This window comes from Haemophilus sp. HMSC066A11, assembly GCF_001811665.1.
Taxonomy (GTDB): Bacteria; Pseudomonadota; Gammaproteobacteria; order Enterobacterales; family Pasteurellaceae; genus Haemophilus; species Haemophilus influenzae.
The window spans coordinates 39,902-63,216 of the sequence record NZ_KV805856.1; the positions used below are offsets into that span (position 1 = coordinate 39,902).

At 39.1% G+C, this 23,315-nt stretch carries 19 protein-coding genes; 14 read left to right on the forward strand and 5 right to left on the reverse strand.

Annotated elements, in window-relative coordinates:
• Positions 1-49: 49 nt before the first annotated feature.
• The 3 genes from rpoD to rpsU all read right to left on the reverse strand — a co-directional run bounded on the left by rpoD (position 50) and on the right by rpsU (position 4,137).
• Positions 50-1,936, reverse strand: a complete 1,887-nt coding sequence (gene rpoD / locus HMPREF2813_RS01375; protein WP_048946812.1) for an RNA polymerase sigma factor RpoD — start codon at positions 1,934-1,936, stop codon at positions 50-52.
• Positions 1,937-2,006: 70 nt separating this feature from the next.
• Positions 2,007-3,788: a DNA primase gene (dnaG, locus tag HMPREF2813_RS01380; RefSeq protein WP_048946811.1), complete on the reverse strand. Its 1,782-nt coding sequence runs from the start codon at positions 3,786-3,788 to the stop codon at positions 2,007-2,009.
• Positions 3,789-3,921: 133 nt separating this feature from the next.
• Positions 3,922-4,137, reverse strand: coding sequence for a 30S ribosomal protein S21 (gene rpsU, locus HMPREF2813_RS01385; RefSeq protein WP_005627632.1), 216 nt, complete (start codon positions 4,135-4,137; stop codon positions 3,922-3,924).
• 230 nt (positions 4,138-4,367) lie between these two features.
• On the opposite strand from rpsU, the gene tsaD reads away from it, so the two are divergent.
• The 3 genes from tsaD (at position 4,368) to HMPREF2813_RS01400 (ending at position 7,376) form a co-directional block, all read left to right on the forward strand.
• A complete protein-coding gene (gene tsaD, locus HMPREF2813_RS01390) occupies positions 4,368-5,396 on the forward strand; it encodes a tRNA (adenosine(37)-N6)-threonylcarbamoyltransferase complex transferase subunit TsaD (RefSeq protein WP_048946810.1) in 1,029 nt (342 codons plus the stop codon).
• 141 nt (positions 5,397-5,537) lie between these two features.
• Positions 5,538-6,119, forward strand: a complete 582-nt coding sequence (locus HMPREF2813_RS01395) for a thymidine kinase (protein ID WP_005688632.1) — start codon at positions 5,538-5,540, stop codon at positions 6,117-6,119.
• 36 nt (positions 6,120-6,155) lie between these two features.
• Positions 6,156-7,376 (forward strand): aromatic amino acid transport family protein, encoded by a 1,221-nt coding sequence (locus tag HMPREF2813_RS01400; RefSeq protein WP_048946809.1) that lies wholly within the window; start codon positions 6,156-6,158, stop codon positions 7,374-7,376.
• Between the two features lie 137 nt (positions 7,377-7,513).
• On the opposite strand, the gene HMPREF2813_RS01405 is transcribed toward HMPREF2813_RS01400, so the two are convergent.
• Positions 7,514-7,774 (reverse strand): YfhL family 4Fe-4S dicluster ferredoxin, encoded by a 261-nt coding sequence (locus tag HMPREF2813_RS01405; RefSeq protein WP_005627640.1) that lies wholly within the window; start codon positions 7,772-7,774, stop codon positions 7,514-7,516.
• Positions 7,775-7,850: 76 nt separating this feature from the next.
• On the opposite strand from HMPREF2813_RS01405, the gene HMPREF2813_RS01410 reads away from it, so the two are divergent.
• The 4 genes from HMPREF2813_RS01410 to HMPREF2813_RS01425 all read left to right on the forward strand — a co-directional run bounded on the left by HMPREF2813_RS01410 (position 7,851) and on the right by HMPREF2813_RS01425 (position 12,187).
• Positions 7,851-8,633 (forward strand): ribonuclease T2 family protein, encoded by a 783-nt coding sequence (locus HMPREF2813_RS01410; RefSeq protein WP_048946808.1) that lies wholly within the window; start codon positions 7,851-7,853, stop codon positions 8,631-8,633.
• A gap of 95 nt (positions 8,634-8,728) precedes the next feature.
• The gene (gene pgk, locus HMPREF2813_RS01415; RefSeq protein WP_015701714.1) at positions 8,729-9,889 is read left to right on the forward strand and encodes a phosphoglycerate kinase; all 1,161 of its coding nucleotides are present in this window, start codon (positions 8,729-8,731) and stop codon (positions 9,887-9,889) included.
• Between the two features lie 110 nt (positions 9,890-9,999).
• Positions 10,000-11,079, forward strand: coding sequence for a class II fructose-bisphosphate aldolase (fbaA, locus tag HMPREF2813_RS01420; protein WP_048946807.1), 1,080 nt, complete (start codon positions 10,000-10,002; stop codon positions 11,077-11,079).
• Positions 11,080-11,146: 67 nt separating this feature from the next.
• On the forward strand, positions 11,147-12,187 hold the full coding sequence (locus HMPREF2813_RS01425; protein WP_048946806.1) for a glycosyltransferase family 9 protein: 1,041 nt from the start codon (positions 11,147-11,149) through the stop codon (positions 12,185-12,187).
• Here the strand turns inward: HMPREF2813_RS01425 and HMPREF2813_RS01430 are convergent.
• The gene (locus HMPREF2813_RS01430; protein WP_005687008.1) at positions 12,143-12,799 is read right to left on the reverse strand and encodes a membrane protein YczE; all 657 of its coding nucleotides are present in this window, start codon (positions 12,797-12,799) and stop codon (positions 12,143-12,145) included. The genes HMPREF2813_RS01425 and HMPREF2813_RS01430 overlap by 45 nt on opposite strands.
• 215 nt (positions 12,800-13,014) lie before the next feature.
• Between HMPREF2813_RS01430 and HMPREF2813_RS01435 the strand changes: the two genes are divergently transcribed.
• The 7 genes from HMPREF2813_RS01435 to rpoB all read left to right on the forward strand — a co-directional run bounded on the left by HMPREF2813_RS01435 (position 13,015) and on the right by rpoB (position 23,202).
• Positions 13,015-14,559 carry a YjjI family glycine radical enzyme gene (locus HMPREF2813_RS01435; RefSeq protein WP_005687007.1) on the forward strand — a complete coding sequence of 515 codons (1,545 nt, stop codon included), beginning with the start codon at positions 13,015-13,017 and terminating at the stop codon, positions 14,557-14,559.
• A gap of 8 nt (positions 14,560-14,567) precedes the next feature.
• Complete coding sequence (locus HMPREF2813_RS01440; protein WP_014550378.1) at positions 14,568-15,356, forward strand: 4Fe-4S cluster-binding domain-containing protein; 789 nt, start codon at positions 14,568-14,570, stop codon at positions 15,354-15,356.
• A gap of 98 nt (positions 15,357-15,454) precedes the next feature.
• Positions 15,455-16,708 carry a NupC/NupG family nucleoside CNT transporter gene (locus tag HMPREF2813_RS01445; protein ID WP_048946805.1) on the forward strand — a complete coding sequence of 418 codons (1,254 nt, stop codon included), beginning with the start codon at positions 15,455-15,457 and terminating at the stop codon, positions 16,706-16,708.
• 73 nt (positions 16,709-16,781) lie between these two features.
• A complete protein-coding gene (gene deoD / locus HMPREF2813_RS01450) occupies positions 16,782-17,498 on the forward strand; it encodes a purine-nucleoside phosphorylase (RefSeq protein WP_014550379.1) in 717 nt (238 codons plus the stop codon).
• A 170-nt stretch (positions 17,499-17,668) separates the two neighbouring features.
• Positions 17,669-18,097, forward strand: a complete 429-nt coding sequence (gene rplK, locus HMPREF2813_RS01455) for a 50S ribosomal protein L11 (protein ID WP_005630840.1) — start codon at positions 17,669-17,671, stop codon at positions 18,095-18,097.
• A gap of 4 nt (positions 18,098-18,101) precedes the next feature.
• Positions 18,102-18,791 carry a 50S ribosomal protein L1 gene (rplA, locus tag HMPREF2813_RS01460; RefSeq protein ID WP_005687003.1) on the forward strand — a complete coding sequence of 230 codons (690 nt, stop codon included), beginning with the start codon at positions 18,102-18,104 and terminating at the stop codon, positions 18,789-18,791.
• A gap of 379 nt (positions 18,792-19,170) precedes the next feature.
• Positions 19,171-23,202 (forward strand): DNA-directed RNA polymerase subunit beta, encoded by a 4,032-nt coding sequence (rpoB, locus tag HMPREF2813_RS01465; RefSeq protein WP_011961657.1) that lies wholly within the window; start codon positions 19,171-19,173, stop codon positions 23,200-23,202.
• The last annotated feature ends 113 nt before the right edge of the window (positions 23,203-23,315 follow it).

Here is a 23,315-nt window from a genome sequence, read left to right on the forward strand (position 1 = left end):
AGTCCTTAAACAAATTTATCTGATTTTTTAAGATTAGATCAGTTTCTTTCTATTCATCTAAAAAACTTCTCAGTGTTTCAGAACGGCTAGGATGACGTAATTTACGTAATGCTTTTGCTTCAATTTGACGAATACGTTCGCGTGTTACATCGAATTGTTTACCCACTTCTTCAAGTGTATGGTCGGTATTCATATCGATACCAAAACGCATACGTAATACTTTTGCTTCACGTGGTGTCAGACCTTCAAGCACTTCGTGAGTTGCAACTTTTAAACTTTGTGCTGTGGCAGAGTCAAGAGGAAGTTCTAAGGTTGAATCTTCAATAAAATCCCCTAAATGCGAATCATCGTCATCGCCAATAGGTGTTTCCATCGAAATTGGCTCTTTTGCAATTTTCAGTACTTTACGGATTTTATCTTCTGGCATTCCCATACGTTCTGCCAATTCTTCTGGTGTTGCTTCACGTCCCATTTCTTGTAATAACTGGCGAGAAATTCGATTAAGTTTATTGATCGTTTCAATCATATGCACAGGAATACGGATTGTACGCGCTTGATCCGCAATAGAGCGAGTGATTGCTTGACGAATCCACCAAGTTGCATAGGTAGAGAATTTGTAACCACGTCGATATTCAAATTTATCTACCGCTTTCATTAAACCGATATTCCCTTCTTGAATTAAATCTAAGAATTGTAAACCTCGATTTGTGTATTTTTTCGCGATAGAAATTACTAAACGTAAGTTAGCTTCAACCATTTCTTTTTTAGCTCGGCGTGCTTTTTGTTCGCCTCGTGCGACTGCATCGCAAATGTCACGCATTTGCGTAATGGTAAGTTTAGTATTTTCTTCTGTTATCGCTAGATTGTTTAAGGCTTCATAAATACGATCTTCATATTTAATTAAACGTTTAGCCCAAGGTTTGCTAGATTTTAACGCTTTTGTTACCCATTCACTGTTACTGCCATTAGTGGTAATAATTTTTTCAAAATCATCCTTTGGCATTCCTGCTATATCCACTAATATTTTTTGTAGCTGACGTTCTTCATAACGTACACGTTTCATCATTTCTTTCATTGATAGAACGAGTAAATCAAATTGTTTTGGCACTAAACGGAATTGTTTAAAAATTTCGCCAAGTAGTGCAATTTGATCTTGGGCGCGTTTTCCAGAGCGACCGTGTTTTTCAATAACAGCAAGGGTTTTAGAGTGCTGTTCTCTTAATTGCTGAAATTTTTCGCGAGCAACTTCAGGATCAATACTGTTATCAGAGTCGCTTGAATCTGATGTGGATTCTGATTCATTGTCTTCCACATCTGCATTACTCGATCCTTCTTCTTCATCATCTTCATTTTCATCTTCATCAGAAAAGTCTTCATCAAGTCCGTTGTGTTCTTCTATTTCGGCATTTGGATCAACAAAACCTGTAATTAAATCGGTCAAACGGAAATTACCTTTTTCTACATCATCATAGTTTTTTAGTAATCCATTTAATGCTTCAGGATAGGCTGCGATAGAGGTTTGAACTTCATCAATCCCCTCTTCAATACGTTTTGCAATGCTGATTTCATCTTCACGAGTAAGAAGATCAACTGTTCCCATTTCACGCATATACATACGGACAGGATCCGTTGTTCGACCGATTTCAGATTCTACATTAGAAAGAATTTGAGTTGCTTCTTCCACTGCATCTTCATCAGGGATGGTATCACTCAACATCATATCATCGCTTTCTGGTGCTTCATCTAACACAGGGATGCCTGCATCATTTTGCAACGTTTGTAGCAACTTGTCGTAATATTCAGGATCAATAGCATCTTCGGGCAATAAGTCATTGATTTCAGCAAAAGTTAAATACCCTTGTGTACGACCTAGCTCCATCAATTGCTCAATTTGTTCTGAATATTGTTCAGCCGTAGATTGTTGATTTTTTTCCATTTTTATACTCGTTTTGCTTGATGTGATTGAGAAGATAAGATTTTTTTATGAACCTGGGATTCTACCATTGTTATAGCGGATTCACTAACTGTTTTTTCTGCTGTTCTTTACCAGCTAAAAGATGTACAAGTACTGTTTTTTCTTCATTAGTGAGACCCTCAGTTCGTTCTTTGGCAATAAGCATTTCAATATCGCGCTCAATAGCTTGAATATTTAAGCGACGGTAATTTTGTGAAAATGCGTTGATTATATCGGATTCGTCTAATAAATGATCCCAAGTTGCCAGTATTTCAAGGGGATTACTGTAAGACGTATTGCGGAAGTATTCCAAAATTTGCCCCGTAGTAATGCCCTCTCGTTGGCGACAAAGTGCGGTCAATTTTTCCAGAATTTCAAACCCTGCTTCCGCACGTAATGCTTGCACGCCGCTTTCAGACATACGTTTTACTAATTCAGGATTTTGCAGAAGCAATGAAATGACCATTCGCATTGGTGTCTTCTTGATCTTATTATTAGCGACTTTTTGTTGTGTATTGGCTTGTTCTAATTGTTTTGGAATAAGATTTTCCAGCTGAGTTTGATCAAAAATCCCAAGTTTTTGAGCAAGCATATTGCGTAGCGATAAGCGAAGCATTTCTCCAGGAATTTGGCGAATTAACGGCGCAGCTAGCGCAACTAATTTTCCGCGCCCTTCTTTAGTAGAAAAATCAACCTGAGGACTTAAATGTGCAAACATAAACTCGCTTAAAGATTGCGCACTTTCGATGTATTCTTCAAATTTTTCTTTGCCGTATTGACGAATGTAAGTATCAGGATCTTCTCCTTCTGGCAAGAAAATAAATTTGAGTTGTCTGCCATCTTCTAAATAAGGCAACGCATTTTCTAACGCTCGCCACGCTGCATCACGTCCTGCACGGTCGCCATCGTAACAACAAACAACTTGTTCGGTCGAACGAAAAATAAGTTGAATTTGTTCTGATGTCGTGGACGTACCTAAAGAAGCGACCGCATAATCCACGCCAAATTGTGCTAATGCCACCACATCCATATAACCTTCAACAACCAGTAATTGTTTTGGTTCATCGTTGGCTTGTAAAGCTTCATACAAACCATAAAGCTCGTTACCTTTATGATAAGTAATGGTTTCTGGCGAATTCAGATATTTCGGTTTTTCATCCGTTAATACTCGTCCACCAAAAGCCACTGTACGACCACGTTTATCGCGAATCGGGAACATTATGCGATTGCGGAATTTATCGTAAATATTGCCACGATCATTGCGAGAAAGCATACCTAACTCAATGAGTTTTTGTTGTTCTTCACGATTAACGCCAAATTTACGCAGTACAGTATCCATTGCATTCGGCACAAACCCAATTTGAAAACGCTTAATAATTTCAGCTGAAAGCCCGCGTTGTTGTAAATATTCTTGTGCTTGCGTATTTAATGGTAATTGGTTTTGATAAAACTTGGCAATCTCTTGCATTAATTCATAGAGATTTCGTTTGGTTTGATAATTAGCTTGAGGTTTTCCGCTGTTATTAGCGCGTTTTTCGTAAGGTACTTCAAGCCCTGCCATAGCAGCAAGTTCTTCAATAGCTTCGACAAATTCAAGTTTGTCATAATCCATTAAAAAGGAAATGGCATTACCGTGTGCGCCACAGCCGAAGCAATGATAAAACTGTTTCTTTTGGCTAACTGTGAAGGATGGCGTTTTTTCGTGGTGAAAAGGGCAGCAGGCTTGATAATCGCGGCCAGCTTTTTTTAGTTTTACGCGCGTGTTAATCACATCGACAATATCGGATTTTGTTAGTAAATCATCAATAAAGGGGCGTGGAATAGGACCTTTCATTGTCGAGCCTCCGTGATCGTGGTGTGAAAGTGCGGTCGTTTTTGGCGTAGATTTTTGTTGTGCTTAAAGTAACAAAACCGTGAGTCCAAAGGATTCACGGTTTGTCTTAACTCGAGTCAGAAAATACTATAAATTAGTATAAACGGGTATTGCGCGCGTTTTCGCGAGCGTTGCGTTTTGCGTGACGTTTTGCAAGTGTTGCATTTTCACGTTTACGAATTGTAGTTGGTTTTTCGTAAAATTCGCGAGCACGTACTTCAGCTAAGATTCCCGCTTTTTCGCAAGAGCGTTTGAAACGACGTAAAGCTACGTCAAATGATTCGTTTTCACGTACTTTAATTACAGGCATAAGCCAATCACCTCAATGAGTTTAATTTAATTGCAATTTAAAATTTTATTTTTGCCAAAGCACCTGTGTGCAAATGACAGATTTAATAAAGGACGCAATTCTAATCTACTTTTAGGCAAAAAGTAAAGGATAGAATGCCAATTCACCTTAATATTTGTGGTTCAACTGGTTAAAACCGCTTAAACAGGGTAAAATCGCACAACATTTTAGGTAATAAATGAAGAAAATCAATGAAAATATTAGGCATTGAAACTTCCTGTGATGAAACGGGCGTGGCGATTTATGATGAAGAAAAAGGGTTAATTGCTAATCAACTTTATACTCAAATTGCTTTGCACGCTGATTATGGTGGCGTTGTACCCGAATTGGCATCGCGCGATCATATCCGTAAAACGGCGCCTCTTATTAAGGCAGCATTAGAAGAAGCCAATTTAACCGCGAGCGATATTGATGGTATTGCTTATACGAGTGGCCCAGGGCTTGTCGGTGCATTGCTTGTGGGCGCAACTATCGCACGTTCTCTAGCCTATGCTTGGAATGTGCCTGCGATTGGTGTTCATCATATGGAAGGGCATTTACTTGCGCCAATGCTTGATAAAAATTCACCGCACTTTCCTTTTGTTGCTTTGTTGGTATCGGGTGGTCATACTCAATTGGTACGTGTAGATGGCGTAGGAAAATATGAAGTGATTGGCGAATCCATTGATGATGCTGCAGGCGAAGCCTTTGATAAAACAGCAAAATTACTTGGACTAGATTATCCAGGTGGCGCAGCACTTTCTCGTTTAGCAGAAAAAGGTGCGCCAAATCGTTTCACATTTCCACGTCCAATGACAGATCGAGCAGGTCTTGATTTTAGTTTTTCTGGTTTAAAAACCTTTGCCGCGAATACGATTAATCAAGCGATTAAAAACGAGGGCGAACTAACAGAACAAACTAAATCGGATATTGCTTATGCTTTCCAAGATGCAGTGGTGGACACACTTGCCATTAAATGTAAGCGCGCATTGAAAGAAACTGGCTATAAACGTTTAGTGATTGCGGGCGGAGTAAGTGCAAATAAAAAACTCCGAGAAACGCTTGCGCACTTAATGCAAAATTTAGGTGGAGAAGTGTTTTATCCACAACCTCAATTTTGCACCGATAATGGCGCAATGATTGCTTACACAGGTTTTTTACGTTTAAAAAAAGGTCAGCATAGCGATCTGGCTATTGATGTTAAGCCTCGTTGGGCAATGACGGAATTGGAAGCGATTTAATGTTTATGTTTTATCGTGGGTAGGTATATCCACAGCTAATTATAGTAATAAACTTACCTTTTGGAGAACAATCACTTTATCCCAAAGGGATAATACTGAAATGAACCTAGGGTATACCTACCCTAGGTATGAAGGAAAAAAATGGCAAAACTCTACTTCTATTACTCCACAATGAACGCCGGAAAATCAACGACGTTGCTACAATCTTCCTATAACTATCGTGAACGTGATATGAACACATTAGTTTATACGGCTGCGATTGATGATCGTTTTGGCGTGGGGAAAGTCACATCGCGTATTGGTATTTCGCAAGATGCCTTTTTATTTCGCTCGGAAACCAATTTGTTTGATGAAATTAATGCGCACTTAAAAAAAGAAAAAGTGCATTGTGTGCTGGTGGATGAAGCTCAATTTCTTAGCAAGCAACAAGTTTACCAGTTGAGCGATGTTGTTGATAAACTCAAGATCCCTGTGCTCTGTTATGGCTTGCGTACAGATTTCCAAGCGGAACTTTTTGAAGGAAGTAAATATTTACTGGCTTGGGCAGATCAACTCGAAGAATTAAAAACAATTTGTTATTGTGGCCGTAAGGCTAACTTTGTTTTGCGTTTAAATGATCAGGGCGAGGTGATTAAAGAAGGCGCGCAAATTCAAATTGGGGGCAATGATTCTTACCTTTCTGTTTGCCGTTTACACTATAAAGAAAAGTGCGGACAGATTTAAATTAGTTTTTAAACACAACATTATAAGGACAATTTTATGCTAAAAAACAAAACTTTTGGGAGTGCGTTGATTATTGCAGGCACAACCATTGGTGCAGGTATGCTTGCTATGCCGCTTACATCAGCGGGCATGGGCTTTGGTTATACGGTGTTATTGCTCATAGGTTTATGGGCGTTATTGGTTTACAGCGGATTGTTGTTTGTAGAAGTGTATCAAACAGCGGATCAGTTGGATGATGGTGTCGCCACGCTCGCTGAAAAATATTTTGGGGTTTCAGGACGGATTTTAGCAACGTTGAGTTTGTTAGTTTTACTTTATGCACTTTCAGCCGCTTATATTACGGGTGGTGGCTCTTTACTTTCAGGCTTGCCAACGGCTTTTGGTATGGAAGCAATATCGCTTAAAACGGCGATTATTATTTTTACGGTGGTATTAGGTTCTTTTGTTGTTATGGGAACGAAAGGTGTGGATGGCTTAACTCGCATGTTATTTATTGGTAAGTTAATCGCCTTTGCTTTTGTGCTGTTTATGATGCTTCCAAAAGTAGCAACAGATAATTTAATGGCATTGCCTTTGGATTATGCTTTTGTGGTTTCTGCGGCACCAATATTTTTTACTTCTTTCGGTTTCCACGTTATTATGGCGAGTGTGAATAGCTACTTAGGTGGAAGTGTTGATAAATTTCGTCGTGCCATTTTGATTGGTACTGCGATTCCATTAGCTGCTTACCTTGTATGGCAGTTAGCAACCCACGGTGTATTAAGTCAAAGCGAGTTTGTGCGTATTTTACAAGCTGATCCAACGCTAAATGGCTTGGTAAATGCAACACGTGAAATCACAGGTTCGCATTTTATGGGAGAGGTTGTGCGTGCGTTTTCATCACTTGCACTGATTACTTCTTTCTTAGGCGTAATGCTGGGTGTATTTGAAGGCTTGGGGGATTTATTCAAGCGTTATCATTTGCCAAATAATCGCTTTGTTTTAACCATTGCCGCATTTTTACCGCCACTTGTGTTTGCATTGTTTTATCCTGAAGGATTTATTACAGCATTAAGTTACGCAGGTTTATTGTGTGCGTTCTATTGCTTAATTTTACCAATTGGTTTGGCGTGGCGTACACGTATTGAAAATCCAACATTGCCATATCGAGTCGCTGGCGGTAATTTTGCTTTGGTATTTGCGTTATTGATTGGTGTCGTGATTATGGTCATTCCATTTTTAATTCAATGGGGATATTTACCAGCCGTAGCGGGATAATATTTGATTTTTCCCTAGAGAAAACACTTTTCTCCCTCTGTTTGCAGGGGAGCTGCCGAAGGTTGAGGGGATATATAGAAAGCCCCCTTCCGCCCTTCGGGCACCTTCCCCACAAGTAGGGGAAGGCAAGTTATTTTCTACAACTTATCGGAATGATGAATCATCACAAAGCGTTCCCAAAGCTGTTCTTCGGTTTCTTGATGTTCAGGATCGGGCTTAATGCAGTTAGTGATTGGGCAAACTTTTTGACAGGTTGGCGTGTCGTAATGACCGACACATTCCGTGCAAAGTACAGGATCGATCACATAAATTTCATCGCCAATTGAAATGGCTTCGTTCGGGCATTCTGGTAAGCACATATCGCAGTTGGTACATTTGCTAGTGATGAGTAATGCCATTGTGATCCTTAATAGAAGTTGAAAGCGGCGAATTATAGCTGACAAAAACTTGATTGACAAAAACTAAACAAAATTTATGAAAAAACTTACTTCCATTCTTTCTCTTATTATCCTTGTTGTATTAGCAATTTGGCAATATTTTACTGATCCAACCAAAGCTAAACATCAATCGTCTTCTCCCGTAATCGAACAGGCTAAGCAAACAAAAGCACCTGAACCTAAATTAGAGCCTCAATTTGAGACAAAGCGGACAGATATTGAAAAAAGTGCGGTAAAAAATCCAGATGTTTTTGCAAACTATGATGTGATTATGCGCAATGATCATATTGGGCAAAATGCAAAGGCACCGGTCGATTATTATATGTTGGCATTATCTTGGTCGCCTGGATTTTGTGATATTCAGCGTGAAAAATATGGCGATCAGTTGCCTGCATCCTCCCAATATCAATGTGGAAATAACCGCACTTTTGGTTGGGTTGTACATGGGCTATGGCCACAAAATGCAAATGCTCGCACTGTTTCAGATCATCCTCGTTTTTGCAAAGGCGATTTACCCGCCTTGCCAAAAGGTTTATTAGCACAATATTTGGCGATTTCTCCGGGCGAGAAATTATTGCAAGGCGAATGGGAAAAACACGGTAGTTGCGCCTTTGATTTTGCCCAGCAATATTTTGCTAAGGAGCAGGAATTATTTAACGCATTAAAATTACCGAATCAAAAATTAAGTAGAGATGAACTTTTTGGTTGGATGAAGCAACATAATCCACAATTAAAAAATGCGTATTTGAGGGCTAGTCGAAATGAATTATTTATTTGTTATGATAAAAAATGGCAGGTAATGAATTGCCAAAGCAAATAAGAATTTCTTTGATCTAAATCGTTACAACCTAGCACGAAGTAGGTATAATACGAAAAGTTTTCAATTTTAATTTTAACTTAACAAGAGGATAGATTATGTCAGTAATCAAAATGACCGATTTAGATTTAGCCGGTAAACGTGTATTTATCCGTGCAGATCTTAATGTGCCAGTAAAAGATGGCAAAGTGACCTCAGATGCGCGTATTCGTGCGACCATTCCTACTTTAAAATTAGCCTTAGAAAAAGGCGCGAAAGTGATGGTAACTTCTCACTTAGGTCGTCCAACTGAAGGAGAATTCAAACCAGAAGATTCTTTACAACCAGTTGTTGATTACTTAAAAAACGCAGGCTTTAATGTGCGTTTAGAACAAGATTATTTAAATGGTGTGGATGTTAAAGATGGCGAAATCGTTGTTTTAGAAAACGTACGCATAAACAAAGGCGAAAAGAAAAATGATCCAGAATTAGGTAAAAAATATGCCGCACTTTGCGATGTATTTGTAATGGATGCTTTTGGTACAGCTCACCGTGCGCAAGCTTCAACTTATGGCGTTGCAGAATTTGCGCCAATCGCTTGTGCAGGCCCATTATTAGCGGCTGAGTTAGATGCATTAGGTAAAGCATTAAAAGAACCTGCTCGTCCAATGGTCGCGATCGTAGGCGGTTCTAAAGTTTCAACTAAATTAGAAGTATTAAATTCTCTTTCAAAAATCGCTGACCAAATTATTGTGGGCGGTGGCATTGCGAATACTTTCATTGCGGCAGCTGGTCACAATGTGGGTAAATCTTTATATGAAGCTGATTTAATTCCAGTTGCGAAAGAATTAGCCGCAAATACAGATATTCCAGTTCCAGTTGATGTGCGTGTAGGTTTAGAGTTCTCTGAAACGGCAGCAGCAACAGAAAAAGCGGTAAATGAAGTGAAAGATGATGAATCTATTTTTGATATTGGCGATAAATCAGCAGAACAATTGGCTGAAATTATCAAAAATGCAAAAACCGTTTTATGGAATGGCCCAGTTGGCGTGTTTGAGTTCCCTCACTTCCGTAAAGGGACTGAAATCATTTCTCACGCCATTGCAAACAGCGATGCATTCTCTATTGCTGGTGGCGGCGATACCTTAGCGGCTATCGATTTATTTGGTATTGCTGATAAGATTTCTTACATTTCAACGGGTGGTGGTGCGTTCTTAGAATTTGTAGAAGGCAAAGTATTACCTGCAGTAGAAATTCTTGAAAAACGTGCGAAAAACTAACCGCACTTTTCCTCTATAACATATTGATGGTGGCATCAAAAATGCCATCATCAATACAAATTCTTCAAATTGTGGGCTTATCCCGCTAAACATAAAAAGGAAACACAAGTATGGCTAAATTATTAGATATCGTGAAACCCGGTGTTGTAACAGGCGAAGATGTGCAAAAAGTTTTTGCTTATGCTAAAGAGCATAACTTTGCTATTCCTGCCGTAAACTGTGTGGGTTCTGACTCCGTTAATGCCGTGTTAGAAACTGCTGCACGCGTAAAAGCACCAGTGATTATCCAATTTTCAAATGGTGGCGCAGCGTTCTACGCAGGTAAAGGTATCAAACCAACGAGTGGTACTCGTCCAGATGTTTTAGGGGCGATTGCTGGAGCGAAACAGGTTCATACTTTAGCGAAAGAATACGGTGTGCCTGTTATTCTTCATACTGATCACGCAGCGAAAAAATTATTACCTTGGATCGACGGTTTATTAGATGCAGGCGAAAAACATTTTGCCGAAACGGGTCGTCCACTTTTCTCTTCACATATGATCGATTTATCTGAAGAGTCAATGGAAGAAAATATGGCAATTTGCCGTGAATATCTTGCTCGTATGGATAAAATGGGGATGACCCTTGAAATCGAAATCGGTATTACTGGTGGCGAAGAAGACGGCGTTGATAACTCTGATGTAGATGAATCACGTTTATATACACAACCTTCTGATGTACTTTATGTTTATGACCAATTACACCCAGTAAGCCCTAACTTTACCGTTGCTGCGGCATTCGGTAACGTACACGGTGTTTACAAACCAGGTAACGTGAAATTAAAGCCATCTATTTTAGGTGCATCACAAGAGTTCGTTGCGAAAGAACGCAATCTTCCTGCGAAACCAATTAACTTCGTCTTCCACGGTGGTTCTGGTTCTAGCCGCGAAGAAATCCGCGAAGCAATTGGCTACGGTGCAATCAAAATGAATATTGATACGGATACTCAATGGGCATCTTGGAATGGTATTTTGAATTTCTATAAAGCAAATGAAGCATATCTTCAAGGTCAATTAGGTAACCCTGAAGGCCCTGATGCGCCAAACAAAAAATATTACGATCCACGTGTTTGGTTACGTAGAATGGAAGAATCTATGTCTAAACGCTTAGAGCAATCTTTCGAAGACTTAAATTGTGTTGATGTTTTATAATCCACAAAAATAACATAAAATACGACCGCACTTTCAAGTGCGGTTTTTTTATTTTAGTGGAGAAATTATGGAAAAGATTTTAGTTATTCGTAACGATAAACTTGGCGATTTTGTTCAAGCATTCCCAGCTTTTGCAATGTTGAAAGCCTCAAATCCAGAGCTAAAATTAACCGCACTTGTGCCGAGTTACACTGCACCTCTAGCGGAAGTTTGTCCGTTTATTGATCATATTATTATTGATAGTAAAAAAAATGATAAAACGGATTTCAAACGTCTTGTGCAGGAAATCAAAGCGCAGCAGTTTGATGGAATAATTAGTTTCTTTTCCAATACCCATAATGGAAAACTCGCTTGGAAAAGTGGGATTAAATATCGCCTTGCACCTGCGACTAAATGGGTTCAAATTCTTTATAATCATCGTCTAACACAACGCCGTTCTCGTTCTGAAAAATCAGAAGCTGAATACAATCAAGATTTAGTTCGGGCTTTTTTGCAAAAGCATAATATGCCAGTTGTTGAACCTAAACCGCCTTATTTAATCTTTGAGAAAAGTGCGGTGGAAAATCAGCGCGTTTTTTTACAAGAGAATTTAGGGCTTTCCGCAAATAAAAAATGGATCTTTGTGCATAGCGGTTCTGGTGGTTCAGCTACGAATCTTTCTTTAGCGCAATATGCGGATTTAATTAAAGGCTTATTGGCTGAGTTTGATTGCAATATTGTGCTGACTGCAGGGCCTGGCGAAAGTGAAAAAGCCTATGAATTAGCAAATCTTGTGAATGATTCACGCGTAGTCATTTACGATAAGAATAAAGGTTTAGTGGATTTTGCTCATTCTTTAGCTTGTGCGGATTTATTTATTGCAGGATCTACTGGGCCATTGCATTTGAGCAGTGCGTTTAATATTCCGACTATCGGATTTTATCCAAATAGTCGTTCTTCTCAGCCGAGACGCTGGAAACCCATTAATGATGTAGATAAGCATCTTGCATTTTGCCCACCTGCGGGAAAAGAGACTCAAATGAATTTAGAGTTAATTTCAATAGACAATGCGTTAGCTGAAATATCACTTTTCATACGGAATATGTGGCAAACGAGCAATAATATTTAAGAAGAATTGAACAACGCTGCCTATGCTGGTGGCGAAAAGGGCAGTGCCCAAGCCAACGACACCACCAAGTAAAAAACCAAGTAAACAAACCGAGATTTCAAGGCTTGAGCGTACCACGTTGATGCTTAAATGAAAACGTTGGCAAATACCAACCATTAATCCGTCTCGAGGGCCTGCACCTAAGTGACAAGTGAGATATAACGCAGTTCCAAAACCATAGAGTAATATACCGATCAGACAGAAGATCATTCGTGAAAAAAGTGCGGTTGGCGGCGTCAGTATTTTTGTTGTGATCCCTAGAAATAGAGCAATAACGATAATATTTAATAATGTCCCAAGCCCAAGGCGTAATTTGAGAGGTTTCCATACCAACATTACTGCGCAACTAATTAAAAAAGATGACCAGCCAATATCAAAATTTGTCTGTATTGCTATACCTTGTGAAAGTACAGTCCAAGGTGTCGATCCTAAACCTGATAATACAATAAGCCCATCTCCAATACCTAAAATAGAAAGAGCAAAAAGTAAGATTGAAATGGTTTTATATTGCGCGGTCCATAATGATGTGGCAGCCCAAGATGTGTGGGGTATAACGCGTACTTTTTTCTTCATATTTATTACCTTTTATATTCCGTTTTATCATAAAAGGAAAGATGCAAAAACAGAAATAATTTTGTCAGTTCATTTATATCAAAAACATATTATTTATTTTGAGTAACCGTTTGCATAATGTTTATTTTCTAAAACTGTGATCTTCCTCACGTTTTCAAAATTGTCTATTTTGTTACCATTGCGTACAATACAAAACCATTTTCAAAGGGGGCGTTATGTTAGCTTCACTTCAAGATATTCTCGATACGGTTAAAGCCAATAATCTAACTTATCATCAAAAATTAATGACATTAGGGAATATTGCCGAGCGTTTATTTGATCCTCGCAATTTGCTTGGTTATACCGATGAAGAATGGGGCTTTTTACAGAATCAGATGATCTGTGATTTATGTGAAGGCTACGCGATTTATCGTCCTCGTTATATCCTGCCTGATTACAATGTGTATATCCAAAAGGGCTGCGAGTTTTTAGAGTTACCGCCTCCAAAAGATCTTGATGAGGCACTTGATGGATTATTGATTCTTTACTCCCACGTGCCATCCATTACGACTTATCCTGTTTATATTGGGCGTCTTGATGTGTTGCTCGAACCGTTCATTACTGATGAAGAAAAAGATTACATAAAAATTAAACGTTTCTTAAATCATATTGATAAAACTGTGCCTGACTCATTCTGTCATGCCAATATTGGGCCTTATGATACGAAAGCAGGTCGCTTGATTTTACGCGCCGTGATTGAGCTTGAAGCACCAACACCGAATATGACTATTCGTTATGACAAATCTAAAACGAGCCGTGAATTTGCTGAACTTGCAGCAAAAGCCTGTTTGTTGGTTTCTAAACCATCTTTTGCAAACGATGCTTACTATATTTCCGATCTAGGCGAAGAATACGGCGTAGCAAGTTGCTATAACGCACTGCCTGAATGTGGCGGTGCCTACACCTTAACGCGTTTACGTCTAGGGACAATTGCTCGCGCCTGTAAAAGTGCGGATGAAATGGTAAACGAATTATTACCACGTGTGGCGAAATGTGCTCTTTCAACCATGGATAAACGACACAAATTTGTAGTAGAAGAAAGTAATTTCTTTAACAGTTCATTCCTCGAAAAAGAGGGCTTTATCAAACGCACTAATTTTACAGGAATGTTTGCGATTGTGGGGTTGGCTGATGCCACAAATCACTTATTGCAATGTGAAGGCTTAAATGAAACCTTTGGTAAGAGCGTTCGTGGCGATGAAATTGCCACTGCGATTATGGATAAATTGAAAAAAATCACTGATGCGCACGAAGGAGTTTATGCCGAACGTACTGGCAATCGTTATTTATTACACGCACAAGTGGGTGCAAGTAACCACGAAGAAGACAAACGCAACGCACCGGCTCACCGTATTCGTGTAGGTGAAGAACCAACGTTACTTGCACATTTGAAACAATCTGCACCTTTCCATAAATATTTCCCATCTGGTACAGGGGATTTATTCGCTTTTGATCAAACTTATGTAGATCACTGCGATGCAGTGGTGGATATTATTGATGGTGCATTTTCCTTAGGCTATCGCTACATTACCACCTATTTGAAAAACACGGATTTAATTCGTGTTACAGGTTATCTAGTGAAGAAAAGCGAAGTTGAAAAATACCGTAAAGGCGAAGTCGCATTACGCGATACAACTTGGTATGGCTCGGGTACGGATGAATGTGCCAATGTGTTTGATCGCCAATTACGCAATGAAAAAGATGTGATCGCTGAAAAATAATTAGAAAAATGACCGCACTTTCTGAGATTTTTGTGCCGTTACATCGGATTATTCCTTTTTCAAATGTAGAGGGACAAGGCAATCGTTCGAGTATTTTTCTGCAAGGTTGCAAGCTAAATTGCTTGTATTGCCATAATCCGGAAACTATACCTCGTTATACGGAAAATGCGAAATTGGTTAGTTTACAGTATTTGTATGAACAGGTTATGGAGGCAGTTCCATTTATTCGCGGTGTAACGGTTTCTGGTGGAGAACCCACTATTCATCACAAAAAACTTGTGCCACTCTTTAAGGCTTTACGTTCGCAAGGATTGACTTGTTATTTGGATAGTAGTGGCTTTTTTGAGTTTGATCGTGTTTGTTCGTTAATTGATGTCACTGACAAATTTTTATTTGATCTCAAAGGCGAGGGCATTGGCTTGCAAACACTTTGTTTCGATCGGAAAAATCAAGCAGGTATTGTACCACAGCAAGTGATACTAGAACGTTTGCATATAAAAAACGATAAACTGGAGCGGAATTTGCAAAATTTAGCTGCCTTGTTGCCATTAAATAAAGTGGAAGAAGTGCGGTTGGTTTTTTTAAAGCATTTTTTTGATGCGGAACATTTGGTGGGCAAAGTTGCTCAACTACTACGAAATTATCCTGATGTGGCATTAAAAATTATCCGCATGCATAGCAAAGGTGTACGTGATGAAGCTGGCTTATCAGCGCATATCCCAAGTGTGGAAGAAACTAATGCGCTATCTGCTTATGCGCGTCAATGTGGAATTAACAAGGTTTTGACTATTTTATAGACGTTTACAAAAAGTGCGGTGAAAATTCGCCGACTTTTCATAAGAAAACAAGTAGAATAAGCCGAATTTTATTAACTTAACTAATCTAGGGGAATCAAATGAGTGTGTTAAGCAGCATTTTGGGAATGGTCGTATTAATCGCTATTGCCGTGTTACTTTCTAATAATCGTAAAGCGATTAGTATTCGAACCGTAGTAGGGGCGTTAGCAATCCAAGTAGGATTTGCCGCCCTTATTTTATATGTGCCAGCAGGTAAACAAGCATTGGGTGCCGCTGCGGATATGGTATCCAATGTTATTGCCTATGGTAATGACGGGATTAATTTCGTTTTCGGCGGATTAGCGGATCCAAGTAAACCATCTGGTTTCATTTTTGCAGTGAAAGTATTACCGATTATCGTATTCTTCTCTGGCTTAATTTCTGTGCTTTACTATCTCGGCATTATGCAAGTCGTGATTAAAGTATTAGGTGGTGCATTACAAAAAGCATTGGGTACGTCAAAAGCGGAATCAATGTCAGCGGCGGCGAATATCTTCGTCGGTCAAACTGAAGCACCATTAGTTGTTCGCCCTTACATTAAAAATATGACCCAATCTGAATTATTTGCCATTATGGTGGGTGGTACAGCGTCTATCGCGGGTTCAGTAATGGCAGGTTACGCAGGAATGGGCGTGCCATTGACATACTTAATCGCTGCATCATTTATGGCGGCACCAGCAGGTTTATTATTTGCGAAATTAATGTTCCCACAAACCGAACAATTCACAGATAAACAACCAGAAGACAATGATTCAGAAAAACCAACTAACGTACTTGAAGCAATGGCGGGCGGTGCGAGTGCAGGTATGCAACTTGCATTAAACGTAAGTGCAATGTTAATCGCATTCGTTGGTTTAATTGCATTAATTAACGGTATTTTAAGTGGCGTAGGCGGATGGTTCGGTTATGGCGACTTAACCTTACAATCTATCTTTGGTTTAATTTTCAAACCATTAGCATACTTAATCGGTGTAACTGATGGTGCTGAAGCAGGTATCGCAGGACAAATGATCGGTATGAAATTAGCGGTTAATGAATTTGTGGGTTATCTTGAATTTGCAAAATATTTACAACCAGATTCTGCAATTGTATTAACTGAAAAAACCAAAGCGATTATTACTTTTGCGCTTTGTGGTTTTGCTAACTTCAGCTCAATTGCAATCTTAATTGGTGGTTTAGGTGGTATGGCACCAAGTCGTCGTAGTGATGTTGCTCGTTTAGGTATTAAAGCCGTTATCGCTGGTACTCTCGCTAACTTAATGAGTGCAACTATTGCTGGTTTATTTATCGGCTTAGGTGCTGCAGCACTTTAATTTATCTTAATCAATTAAAAAGTGCGGTAAAAAATGACCGCACTTTATTCATTATTAAAAATAAGGAAAAATTATGACTCCACATATTAACGCGCCTGAAGGTGCATTTGCTGATGTTGTTTTAATGCCTGGCGATCCACTTCGTGCAAAATACATTGCAGAAACTTTTTTACAAGATGTTGTTGAAGTAACGAATGTTCGTAATATGCTTGGTTTTACTGGAACTTATAAAGGTCGTAAAATTTCTATTATGGGGCACGGAATGGGGATTCCATCTTGCTCTATTTATGCAAAAGAATTAATCACTGAATATGGCGTGAAAAAAATTATCCGTGTAGGTTCTTGTGGCTCTGTTCGTATGGACGTGAAAGTGCGCGATGTGATTATCGGTTTAGGTGCATGTACTGATTCAAAAGTAAACCGTATTCGTTTCAAAGATAACGACTTTGCAGCTATTGCTGACTTCGATATGGCGCAAGCTGCTGTTCAAGCTGCAAAAGCAAAAGGCAAAGCCGTTCGTGTAGGTAATTTATTCTCGGCGGATTTATTCTATACACCCGATGTTGAAATGTTCGATGTAATGGAAAAATACGGAATCTTAGGCGTGGAAATGGAAGCGGCTGGAATTTATGGTGTGGCTGCAGAATATGGTGCAAAAGCATTAACGATTTGTACCGTGTCTGACCATATTCGTACTCACGAACAAACCACGGCAGAAGAACGTCAATTAACATTCAATGATATGATTGAAATTGCGTTAGATTCAGTATTAATTGGTGATGCGCAATAATATCTTCTATCGAATTTAAGAAGTGCTTGAAAAACAACCGCACTTTTAATATAATCCGCGCCCATTATGAGCCGTTCGTGGCTCATATTTTTGTGTGGTGCAATATGTTGCATTGAAAATTATCGGGGAGCTATTTAATAGCGTTATTACCCAATTAGAGGAAAACTAAAATGGCAAAAAAAGTCCAAGCCTATGTTAAGTTGCAAGTTGCAGCTGGTATGGCTAACCCATCACCACCAGTTGGTCCTGCATTAGGTCAGCAAGGTGTGAACATTATGGAATTCTGTAAAGCATTCAACGCTCGTACTGAGAGCTTAGAAAAAGGTTTACCAATTCCAGTTGTTATCACTGTATATGCAGACCGTTCATTCACTTTCGTCACTAAAACTCCACCAGCAGCAGTATTATTGAAAAAAGCTGCAGGTATCAAATCTGGTTCTGGTAAACCGAACAAAGATAAAGTGGGTAAAGTAACTTTAGATCAAGTTCGTCAAATCGCTGAAACTAAAGCAGCAGATATGACTGGTGCGACTATCGAAACCAAAATGAAATCAATTGCTGGTACTGCTCGCTCTATGGGCTTAGTGGTGGAGGAATAATACGATGGCTAAATTGACTAAAAAAATGAAAGCAATCAAAGCTGGCGTAGATTCTACTAAAGCATATGAAATCAACGAAGCGATCGCGGTATTAAAACAATTCGCAACAGCTAAATTCGTTGAAAGTGTTGATGTTGCAGTAAACTTAGGTATCGATCCTCGTAAATCTGACCAAAACGTTCGTGGTGCAACTGTATTACCACACGGTACTGGTCGTGAAGTACGCGTAGCTGTGTTCACTCAAGGTGCTAACGCAGATGCAGCTAAAGAAGCGGGTGCTGATTTAGTAGGTATGGAAGATTTAGCAGAGCAAATCAAAAAAGGCGAAATGAATTTTGATGTTGTTATCGCTTCTCCTGATGCAATGCGTGTTGTTGGTCAATTAGGTCAAGTATTAGGCCCACGTGGTTTAATGCCAAACCCTAAAGTTGGTACTGTAACACCAAACGTTGCTGAAGCAGTTAAAAATGCTAAATCTGGTCAGATCCGTTATCGTAATGATAAAAACGGTATCATCCACACCACTATCGGTAAAGCAAACTTCTCTGAAGTTCAATTAAAAGAAAATCTTCAAGCATTATTGGTTGCTTTAAATAAAGCAAAACCAACTACTGCTAAAGGTATTTTCATCAAGAAAGTAAGCATCTCTACCACTATGGGTGCAGGTGTTGCTGTTGATCAAGCTTCTTTATAATTTAAAGAATTGATAGATTTTAAACCGCACTTTTTGAAAGTGCGGTTTTTTTTCATAAAATTTCTATATAAGTTTTAAACTTGACGAGAAAGCTGCATTCATTTAAAATTTACCGCCTTAAAATTAGCAAAGATTTAGATTGATTTTTAATCAATCTTGACTTTTATTGCTTAATTTAACCGTGTTTTTGATAGAAAGCACATCTACACAATGACAAATTCACCGTTATTTGTCGTTGTTTTGCTCAAGTTGTCGTTCTATGTAATTTGAGTTGTCACCCCACTATAGAAGTAAGGTTCAGAGTGCGGTCATTTTAACGGTCATTCACGTCACAGTTAGTTTGTGGCTAGGTCACTGAACAGTTAGCAGAGGAAAACCAATGGGTTACTCCTATTCTGAAAAAAAACGAATTCGTAAAGATTTCGGTAAACGTCCGCAAGTTTTAAATGTTCCTTATTTATTAACCATTCAGTTGGATTCTTTTGATAAATTTATTCAAAAAGATCCTGAAGGTCAGCAAGGTTTAGAAGCGGCATTCCGTTCTGTATTCCCTATTGTAAGCAATAATGGCTATACAGAATTACAATATGTAGATTATCGTTTAGAAGAGCCAGAGTTTGATGTACGTGAGTGCCAAATTCGTGGCTCAACTTATGCAGCAGGCTTACGTGTAAAATTACGTTTAGTGAGCTACGATAAAGAATCTTCTTCACGCGCAGTTAAAGATATTAAAGAAAATGAAGTTTATATGGGGGAAATCCCATTAATGACTGATAACGGTACTTTTGTAATTAATGGTACCGAGCGTGTTATCGTTTCACAATTACACCGTAGTCCAGGTGTATTCTTTGATTCTGACAAAGGTAAAACCCATTCTTCAGGTAAAGTGCTTTATAACGCACGCATCATTCCTTATCGTGGTTCTTGGTTAGATTTTGAATTCGATCCAAAAGATAACTTATTTGCGCGTATTGACCGTCGCCGTAAATTACCGGCAACAATCATTCTTCGTGCATTAGGCTACACCACTGAAGAAATCTTAAACTTATTCTTTGATAAAATTACCTTTGAAATCTCTGGCGATAAATTGTTAATGACTTTAGTGCCAGAACGTTTACGTGGTGAAACGGCTTCTTTTGATATTGAAGCAAATGGCAAAGTGTATGTTGAACGTGGTCGTCGCATCACTGCTCGTCACATTAAAGCATTAGAAAAAGATAATATCTCACAAGTGGTTGTGCCTTCTGAATATATTTTAGGTAAAGTTGCGTCGAAAGATTATGTTGATTTAGAGTCTGGCGAAATTATTTGTCCTGCAAATGGTGAGATTTCTTTAGAGACTCTTGCAAAATTAGCACAAGCTGGTTACACCACGATCGAAACTTTATTTACTAATGATTTAGATTACGGTCCATATATTTCTGAAACGCTACGTGTCGATCCAACTTATGACAAAACCAGTGCGCTTTACGAAATTTATCGTATGATGCGTCCGGGCGAGCCACCAACACCAGAATCTTCAGAAGCGTTATTCAATAATTTATTCTTCTCTGCAGAACGTTATGATTTATCTACAGTAGGTCGTATGAAGTTCAACCGTTCTTTAGCTTTTCCAGAAGGGGAAGGTGCGGGTATTTTAAGCAATGAAGATATTATTGCGGTAATGCGTAAATTGATCGACATCCGTAATGGTCGTGGCGAAGTAGACGATATTGACCATTTGGGTAACCGTCGTATCCGTAGCGTGGGCGAAATGGCTGAAAACCAATTCCGTATCGGTTTAGTGCGTGTTGAAAGAGCGGTGAAAGAACGCTTATCTTTAGGTGATTTAGATGCAATCACACCGCAAGACTTAATTAACCCGAAACCGATTTCTGCGGCAGTAAAAGAATTCTTTGGTTCTTCACAGCTTTCGCAATTTATGGATCAAAACAACCCATTGTCAGAAGTGACACACAAACGTCGTATTTCTGCATTAGGTCCGGGCGGTTTAACGCGTGAGCGTGCAGGCTTTGAAGTGCGTGACGTACATAATACTCACTATGGTCGTTTATGTCCGATTGAAACCCCTGAAGGTCCAAACATCGGTTTGATCAACTCACTTTCTGCTTTTGCACGTACTAATGATTATGGTTTCTTAGAAACACCATATCGTAAAGTGGTTGATGGTCAAGTTACTGAAGAAATTGAATACTTATCTGCAATTGATGAAGCAAACTACATCATTGCACAGGCAAACTCAAACTTAGACGAAAATAACCGTTTTACTGATGCTTTCGTTACTGCTCGTGGTGAACGTGGTGAATCTGGTTTATATAAACCCGAAGATATTCACTATATGGATGTTTCGACACAACAAGTGGTATCTGTTGCGGCTGCATTAATTCCATTCCTTGAGCATGACGATGCGAACCGTGCGTTGATGGGTGCGAACATGCAACGTCAAGCAGTTCCAACATTACGTGCTGACAAACCATTAGTTGGTACAGGTATGGAAAAACCAATTGCACTTGACTCAGGTGTTGCGGTTGTTGCAAAACGTGGAGGTACAGTTCAGTACGTCGATGCGTCTCGTATTGTTATTAAAGTAAATGAAGATGAAACCATTGCAGGTGAAGCTGGTATTGATATTTATAACTTAATCAAATATACCCGTTCTAACCAAAATACTTGTATTAACCAAATTCCTTGTGTGAATTTAGGCGATCCAATTAATCGTGGTGAAGTATTAGCAGACGGTCCTTCAACTGATTTAGGGGAACTTGCATTAGGTCAAAATATTCGCGTAGCGTTCATGCCTTGGAACGGCTATAACTTTGAAGACTCAATGTTAGTTTCTGAACGTGTTGTTCAACAAGACCGTTTTACTACAATTCACATTCAAGAGTTATCTTGTGTTGCGCGTGATACTAAATTAGGTTCAGAAGAAATTACGGCAGATATTCCAAATGTAGGGGAGTCTGCATTAAGTAAACTTGATGAATCTGGTATCGTTTATGTCGGCGCTGAAGTTAAAGGTGGCGACATCTTAGTAGGTAAAGTAACCCCTAAAGGCGAAACTCAATTAACCCCAGAAGAAAAATTGTTACGTGCAATCTTTGGGGAAAAAGCTTCCGATGTGAAAGATTCTTCATTACGCGTGCCAAATGGTACATCAGGTACGGTTATTGATGTTCAAGTCTTCACTCGTGACGGCGTAGAAAAAGATAAACGTGCATTAGAAATCGAAGAAATGCAACTTCGTGAAGCGAAAAAAGATTTAACTGAAGAGTTAGAGATTTTAGAAGCTGGTTTATTTGCTCGTGTGCGTAATCTTCTTATTTCTAGTGGTGCTGATGCAGCGCAATTAGATAAATTAGATCGCACTAAATGGTTAGAACAAACCATTGCAGATGAAGAAAAACAAAACCAATTAGAACAGCTTGCTGAGCAATACGAAGAACTTCGTAAAGAGTTTGAACATAAACTTGAAGTGAAACGTAAGAAAATCATTAAAGGCGATGATCTTGCACCGGGCGTATTAAAAGTTGTGAAAGTTTACCTTGCAGTGAAACGTCAAATCCAGCCGGGAGATAAAATGGCGGGTCGTCACGGTAACAAAGGTGTTATCTCGAAAATTAACCCAGTTGAAGATATGCCATACGATGAAAATGGTCAGCCAGTTGAAATCGTATTAAACCCACTGGGCGTACCGTCTCGTATGAACATCGGTCAGATCCTTGAAACTCACTTAGGTTTAGCGGCAAAAGGTATTGGTGATCAAATCAATACAATGCTTAAACAAAAACAAGAAGTGGAAAAATTACGTAGCTATATCCAAAAAGCATACGATTTATTAGGTAATGGTTCACAAAAAGTGGATTTAAGCACTTTTACTGATGAAGAAGTATTGCGTTTAGCGGGAAATTTACGTAAAGGCTTACCAGTTGCAACGCCAGTGTTCGATGGTGCAGACGAAGCGGAAATCAAAGAACTATTAAAACTTGGTGGATTACCAACTTCAGGTCAAATTACCCTTTACGATGGTCGTACTGGCGAGAAATTTGAACGTCCAGTAACCGTAGGTTATATGTACATGCTCAAATTGAACCACTTAGTTGATGATAAAATGCACGCTCGTTCAACAGGTTCTTATAGCCTTGTTACACAACAGCCATTGGGTGGTAAAGCACAATTTGGTGGTCAGCGTTTCGGTGAGATGGAGGTATGGGCACTTGAAGCATATGGTGCAGCCTACACCTTACAAGAAATGCTAACTGTGAAATCCGATGATGTGAATGGTCGTACGAAGATGTATAAAAATATCGTAAGTGGCAATCAACATATGGACCCAGGCACACCGGAATCTTTCAACGTAATTATGAAAGAAATCCGCTCACTTGGTTTAAATATTGAGTTAGACGAAGAGTAATTTCATTCTTGCCTTCCCCCGTAAACAGGGGGAGCGAAGAGAAAGAATGACGAAACAATAAATCGCCGAAGTGCGGTCAAAATTCTCCGAAATTTTTAACCGCACTTTAAACC